This window comes from Tritonibacter sp. SIMBA_163, assembly GCF_046535935.1.
GTDB lineage: Bacteria > Pseudomonadota > Alphaproteobacteria > Rhodobacterales > Rhodobacteraceae > Epibacterium > Epibacterium scottomollicae.
On sequence record NZ_JAWJBP010000287.1, the window covers coordinates 1 to 288 of the forward strand.

Below are 288 nucleotides of genomic sequence, written 5' to 3' on the forward strand. Positions count from 1 at the left end.
GGAGGCCGGCGCCGGATGGCAGGTTCACCGATCACATTGGGTGGCCGAAAATGCGGTGGTCAAGGGCGAACGCATCGGATCGGCGGCCCGGCTGACCACAGCAGACGGGCGCGACCTTCCGGTCTCACGCCGTTATCTGCCGGACCTGCGCAAGCGTGGGCTCTTGTCCTGATCCACTGCCGCGCAGCGCCGTGAGGGTGCGGTCCCCGGGTTGTGACAGATCGTTCAGCGCGCCGCCCGGATCTTCTCCGCATGAGCGGCCATCGCCTCCATGTCGCCCATCTGACC

General features: G+C 67.7%; 1 protein-coding gene. It reads left to right on the forward strand.

The features are described 5' to 3' along the window. Positions 1 to 172 (forward strand): LytTR family DNA-binding domain-containing protein (locus R0J92_RS22435; RefSeq protein ID WP_411053284.1); only part of this gene is annotated, 172 nt, incomplete at its 5' end. Between the last annotated feature and the right edge of the window lie 116 nt (positions 173 to 288).